Origin of the sequence: Serratia sp. CY44782 (assembly GCF_052168715.1) — a bacterium.
Lineage (GTDB): Bacteria > Pseudomonadota > Gammaproteobacteria > Enterobacterales > Enterobacteriaceae > Serratia > Serratia nevei.
The window spans coordinates 1-564 of sequence record NZ_JBJNME010000044.1 but is presented as its reverse complement, the minus strand read 5'-3'; the positions used below and the strand labels follow the sequence as shown (position 1 = coordinate 564).

Here is a 564-nt window from a genome sequence, read left to right as displayed (position 1 = left end):
GCTGCAGTCCGGCGCCGGCGCCGCGCTGTACGCGGCGGATCCGGTGTTCCGCGAGGCGCTGGAAGATTACGTCGCGCAGCTGGCGGCATGGGTGGACGCGCCGCTGCTGCAATGGTTGCTGGAGGCGAGCGCCGAGCATTCGGCGCGCCTGCAGGAGACGCAATACCAGCAACCGGCGTTGGTGGCACTGCAGTTGGCGCAGGTGGCGATGTGGCAGGCGCGAGGGCTGACGCCGTCGCACGTGCTGGGGCATTCGATAGGCGAATTTGCAGCGGCAGTGGTCGCCGGTGTGATGGAGAGCGGTGATGCGCTGATGCTGGCGGCGCGGCGCGGGCAACTGATGGCCGACTGCGAGCCGGGCGGCATGGCGGCGATACGCGATTCGGCGGAGAACGTCCGTCGCGTGCTGCCGGCGGAGGTGGTTATCGCGGCGGAGAATGGCGCGGGAATGACGGTGGTGGCGGGGCCGCACGCGGCGCTGGCGGCGTTCGTGCAGCGGCATTATGCGCATGAACACACGCCGTTGGCGGTTTCGCACGCTTTCCATTCGCCGATGATGGCAGC

General features: G+C 69.3%; 1 protein-coding gene. It reads left to right on the top strand.

All coding sequences use genetic code 11. The features are described from left to right. Positions 1-564: acyltransferase domain-containing protein (locus tag ACJ8HT_RS24175; RefSeq protein ID WP_197653644.1), on the top strand; the 564-nt coding region annotated here is incomplete at both ends.